Below are 5,144 nucleotides of genomic sequence, written 5' to 3' on the forward strand. Positions count from 1 at the left end.
GGTCAGCCATGCGCTTTTGTGTTCGACCCGGACGCGCTGCGCCTGTTCGACCCGGCGACGGGACAGGCGTTCTGAGGGGCGGCGTTTCCGCGCGGGAGACAACCATCTTGACGCTACGGGCGTGGAGACGTCGTCATGCTGTGCATATTGGGCAATGGGGGATTACATGAAAAAAACCTATGAGAAGCCGACACTGCGCAAGCGTCAGAGACTGTCTGGCGTCACGGCAGCGTGCACGCCTTCTACTTGCGTGGACTGACCGCTTAAAGCGCGTCGCGATCCTTTGGATTCGCTCCATGCGCTTTAGGCCTTTTGGTTTTACGCATGTCTTTATCCCGAAACCGGTTCCCACTTCGGGAGACATGCTTTAAGCGAAAGGTGCGAGCTGATACGAGCAGTGGAGCGGTTCGCCGTTTTCGTAAAACGGTGAACCGCTGAGCCGCTAAGGACCGCGCCTTCAATCGATGTCGAACGAGACGCCCTGCGCGAGCGGCAGCGCCTTGGAAAAATTCACCGTGTTGGTGGCGCGACGCATATAGGCCTTCCAGGCGTCCGAGCCGCTCTCGCGGCCGCCGCCGGTCTCCTTCTCGCCGCCGAAAGCCCCGCCGATCTCGGCGCCCGAGGTGCCGATATTGACGTTGGCGATGCCGCAGTCCGAGCCGTCGACGCCGAGGAAGCGCTCCGATTCCTGCAGGTCGCGGGTGAAGATCGACGACGACAGGCCGGCGCCCACGGCATTGTGCAATTCGAGCGCTTCGTCGAAATCGGAATATTTCATCACGTAGAGGATCGGGGCGAAGGTCTCTTCCGTCACCGGCGAGACTTGGCTGGGCATCTCGACCAGCGCCGGATGCACGTAATAGGCGTCCGGATGACCGTTTTCGACGCGCGCGCCGCCCGTCACCTTGCCGCCATGCGCCTCGGCCTCCTTGAGCGCCTTCTGCATGTTGTCGAAGGCCGCTTTGTCGATCAGCGGACCGACCAGCGCCTTGCCTTCCAGCGGATTGCCGACCGAGACGCTCTGATAGGCCTTCTTCAGCCGCGGCAGCAGCGCGTCATAGACGCTGTCATGCACGAACAGGCGTCTCAGTGTCGTGCAGCGCTGGCCAGCGGTGCCCATGGCGCCGAAGGCGATCGCGCGCAGCGCCATGTCGAGATCGGCGGTGGGCGTCACGATGCCTGCATTGTTGCCGCCAAGCTCGAGCACCGCGCGGGCAAAGCGCTTGGCGAGCCGAGGACCGACCTCGCGGCCCATGCGGGTCGAGCCGGTGGCCGAAACCAACGGCACCTTCGGATGGTCGACCAGCACCTCGCCGGCGACGCGGTCGCCGATCAGCACCTGCAGCAGGCCTGCCGGCGCATCGGCCCCGAAACGCTTTGCGGCGCGCTTGAAGATCGCCTCGCAGGCAAGCGCGGTGAGCGGCGTCTTTTCCGACGGCTTCCACGCCACCGCATCGCCGCAGACGAAGGCGAGCGCTGCATTCCACGACCACACCGCGACCGGGAAATTGAAGGCCGAGATCACGCCGACCACACCCAGCGGATGCCAGGTCTCCATCATGCGATGTCCGGGGCGTTCGGTGGCGATGGTGAGGCCATAGAGCTGGCGGGAAAGACCGACGGCGAAATCGCAGATGTCGATCATTTCCTGGACTTCGCCGAGACCCTCGGATGGGATCTTGCCGACCTCGATCGACACCAGCCGGCCGAGCTCGTCCTTGTGCGCGCGCAGTTCTTCGCCAAGCAGGCGCACCAGTTCGCCGCGCTTCGGACCCGGCACCAGCCGCCAGGCCTGGAAAGCCTTGTGCGCGGCATCGATGGCCTTGCCGGCGTCCGCCGCCGAAATCTGCTTCAGCGCCGCGATCTGCTCGCCCGTCACCGGGCTGCGCACGACGAGGTCGCCGCCGGAAAGCGCGTCCTTGGTGACGCCGAGTTTCTCAAGAAGTGAAGCCGTTTCCTTCGCCAATGTCATTTTTGTCCCTTTCAGGTTCCACCTCGAAGGGTGGGAATGGAGCCATGCGCCATGTCCTTGACGTGCCGATAGGAACGCCCGGGCGCTTTGATGGCGTGGCATTACTCGTTTCGGTGAAAAACCGCCACCCCGGCATGGTCCAAGGCCCGATCGCGAGATTGGGCCAGAGGGTGAAGCCGGAGGATCAATGCGCTTTTTTGGCGGGAGTCCGCTCGCTGCTTTCCTTGATCAGCCGGTCGATATGCATGCGGATATGCGCCGCCTCTGCCGCCGTGTTGGCCAAGGCGATGGCGCGATCGAAGGCGATGCGCGCCTCTTCGTTGCGGCCAAGCTGCATCAGCAGCCCGCCCCGCAGCCCGAAGAAGTGGAAATAGCCCGACAACCGGTCTTCCAGTGGCTCGATCATGGCAAGCGCGGCTTCCGGGCCGCGTACCTTGCTGACCGCGACGGCGCGGTTCAGCGTCACCACCGGCGACGGCTGCATCTGCTCCAGCAGGCCGTAGAGCAGGTCGATCTCGGTCCAGTCGGTATCCTCGGCCGTCGCCGCCCGCGCATGCAGCGCCGCGATCGCCGCTTGCACTTGGTAGGGGCCGGGCTTGCGATGGCGCAGCGCCTTGTCGACCAGCGCCAGGCCCTCGTCGATCATCTTGCGGCTCCACAGCGAGCGGTCCTGATCCTCGAGCAGGACGATCTCGCCATGCTCATCGAACCGCGCCGGCGCCCTTGCGTGCTGCAGCAAAAGCAGCGCGGTCAGCCCCATGATCTCCGGTTCGGCCTGGAACAGCCTGAGCAGCAGGCGCGCAAGCCGGATCGCCTCTTCGCAGAGCGGCGCGCGGGCCGGCGCCTCGCCGCCATTGCTCGAATAGCCTTCGTTGAAGATCAGATAGACCATCGCCGCGACTGCGGCGAGCCGTTCCGAGCGTTCGACGGCCCCCGGCGTCTCGAACGGCACGCCGGCGTCCGCGATGCGCGCCTTGGCGCGGGTGATGCGCTGTTCCATGGCGCTCTCGCCGACCAGGAAGGCGCGCGCGATCTGCTTGACCGTGAGGCCGGAGACGATGCGCAGCGCCACCGCGATCTGCTGCGTCGCCGGCAGATCCGGATGGCAGCAGATGAACAGAAGCCGCAGGATGTCGTCGCGGTAATGCGCGCCGTCCAGCCGCTCGGCCATGTCGCCCTCGGCGTCCTCCAAATCGGTGATCTGGTCCTCTTCCGGCATCGGCGCCTGCTTGGCGCGCTTGCGCACCGCGTCGATGCCGCTGTTGCGGCCGACGAAGATCAGCCAGGCGGCGGGATCGCGCGGCGGCCCGTTCTTCGGCCAGTTCTTGAGCGCCCTCAGGCAGGCGTCCTGGAAAGCCTCTTCCGCGGCGTCGAGATCGCGGAAGTAGCGCAGCAGCGCGCCCATCGCCTGCGGACGGGCGTTGCTGATCGCCGTGCTTATCCAGGCAAGGTCCGTCATACCGCGACCTTTGTCGGATTGAAGACCGAAACCGGCCGGATCTCGTAGGAGCCTCCGCTCGGATTGACCTCGGAAAGCTCGCGCGCGAATTCGACCGCCTCGTCGAGGTCGCGGCATTCAAGCGTGTAAAAGCCAAGGAACTGTTCCTTGGTCTCGGCAAACGGGCCATCAAGCACGACCGCCTCGCCCTTGACCTTTCTGAGCGTCGTCGCGGCCGTTGTCGGCAAAAGGCGCGCCACGGGCCCGAGCCGGCCGGCCTTGGCGTATTTGTCCTGCACGTCGAGGATCTTCGCCATGACCTCGTCGTCCTGTTCCTTGCTCCAGGAGCAGACGACGTCTTCGGAGGCGTAGCAGAGGATGGCGTATAGCATGGCAGGTCCTTTCCGTATCAAAGGACGCGACACTAGGACCCTTCCCGACACAAGGTCGATAAAAAAATTCGGCTGGTAATCACGGACTTGGCTGTCCCTCGCGCCTGACCGTCAGGCGCCATGCGCCTGCAGCCATCTGAGCACCAGCGTTTCTTCCTCGTCGAGGCCTTGTATCAGGCGCTTGCGCTTGTTGGCTTCGGCCATCTCGTCAAGCAGGCGTCCCTCGGTCCATGCCTCGAACACCAGCGGATGGATGTAGCATTTGCGGCAGACGGCACGAGTATTGCCCAATCGCTCGGCGACCTTGTCGACGACGCTGTTGATCACCCGGTTTTGTTGCGTCTTGCTTTCCGGCAGCTCGGTCCCGGCAAACAGCGACGCAGCATGGATGGTGCCGCCCCAGGTGCGAAAATGCTTTGAGCTGAATTCGGCGCCGGAAGCCTCGCGGATGTACCGGTTGACGTCCTCCGAGCGCACCGGCCGCCGGTCGCCATCCTCACCCAGATACTGGAACAGCTTCTGCCCAGGCAGATCCTGGGCGCCGCGCACGACCTTGGCGATGCGGCGATCGACCAGCTTCAGCTTCCATTCCTTGCCCGACTTGCCCTTGAAGGCGAAGCGCAGGCTGGAGCCGTTGATCTCGACATGGCGGTCGCGCAGCGTGGTCAGCCCGAAGCTCTTATTGTCCCGCGCATAGGCCGCGTTGCCGATGCGGATCATGGTGTTGTCGAGCAGCCAGACCACCGAGGCGACGACCCGCTCCAGGGGCAGTCCCCGCCGGCGCAGATCGGCATCGATCTGGCGCCTCAGGGCGGGCAGGCTTTCCGCGAAGGCGACGAGGCTGGAATATTTGACGCCGTCGCGTTCCTCGGTCCATTGCGAATGGTAACGGTACTGCTTGCGACCGCGCTGATCCCTGCCCGTCGCCTGGATATGGCCGTCCGGATCGGGCGAGATCCACACATCCGTCCAGGCCGGCGGAATGACGATCGCCTTGATGCGGGCAAGCGTCGTTTCGTCGACGGCTCTGCCATCGGGTCCTAGATAGGAGAATCCCGCGCCTTTCCTCAATCTGCGGATGCCGGGATCGGCATCGGTTACATAGTTGAGCGACGTGCTCCCGGCCAAGCTGCTGGCGCCGCTTCTCTGGGTTTCCTCGGCCCGCGCCGAACGGTCCGATGACGCTTGTAAATGCTGTAACATGCCGGCTCCGCGAAATGACCCGTAGATAAAGCCGCGCGCCGGTGACTTGTTCCAGAAGGCGTCAGCCCTGCCGGCTGACCGATACGTCCGCTATCCAACAGCCTTCCATCACCAACATGGGTGGGAGCTATTACCGGCC

General features: G+C 64.4%; 4 protein-coding genes. All 4 read right to left on the bottom strand.

Annotation, left to right across the window (positions count from 1 at the left end):
- Nucleotides 1-457: 457 nt before the first annotated feature.
- Nucleotides 458-1,972 carry an aldehyde dehydrogenase family protein gene (locus EOA24_RS26830; protein WP_126081554.1) on the bottom strand — a complete coding sequence of 505 codons (1,515 nt, stop codon included), beginning with the start codon at nt 1,970-1,972 and terminating at the stop codon, nt 458-460.
- Nucleotides 1,973-2,156: 184 nt separating this feature from the next.
- Nucleotides 2,157-3,431 carry an RNA polymerase sigma factor gene (locus EOA24_RS26835; protein WP_127257340.1) on the bottom strand — a complete coding sequence of 425 codons (1,275 nt, stop codon included), beginning with the start codon at nt 3,429-3,431 and terminating at the stop codon, nt 2,157-2,159.
- Entirely contained in the window at nt 3,428-3,802 is a 375-nt protein-coding gene (locus EOA24_RS26840; RefSeq protein WP_042640414.1) for a YciI family protein, read from the bottom strand. Before EOA24_RS26840 ends, EOA24_RS26835 begins: the two co-directional genes overlap by 4 nt.
- Nucleotides 3,803-3,913: 111 nt before the next feature.
- Entirely contained in the window at nt 3,914-5,005 is a 1,092-nt protein-coding gene (locus EOA24_RS26845) for a DNA topoisomerase IB (protein WP_127257337.1), read from the bottom strand.
- Between the last annotated feature and the right edge of the window lie 139 nt (nt 5,006-5,144).

It is taken from the genome of Mesorhizobium sp. M2A.F.Ca.ET.039.01.1.1, from assembly GCF_003998035.1.
Classification (GTDB): domain Bacteria; phylum Pseudomonadota; class Alphaproteobacteria; order Rhizobiales; family Rhizobiaceae; genus Mesorhizobium.

Excerpts from the sequence above, each read along its gene's own strand:
- EOA24_RS26830 (WP_126081554.1), bottom strand. The coding sequence starts at position 1,972 with ATGACATTGGCGAAGGAAACGGCTTCACTTCTTGAGAAACTCGGCGTC.
- EOA24_RS26840 (WP_042640414.1), bottom strand. The coding sequence starts at position 3,802 with ATGCTATACGCCATCCTCTGCTACGCCTCCGAAGACGTCGTCTGCTCC.
- EOA24_RS26835 (WP_127257340.1), bottom strand. The coding sequence starts at position 3,431 with ATGACGGACCTTGCCTGGATAAGCACGGCGATCAGCAACGCCCGTCCG.
- EOA24_RS26845 (WP_127257337.1), bottom strand. The coding sequence starts at position 5,005 with ATGTTACAGCATTTACAAGCGTCATCGGACCGTTCGGCGCGGGCCGAG.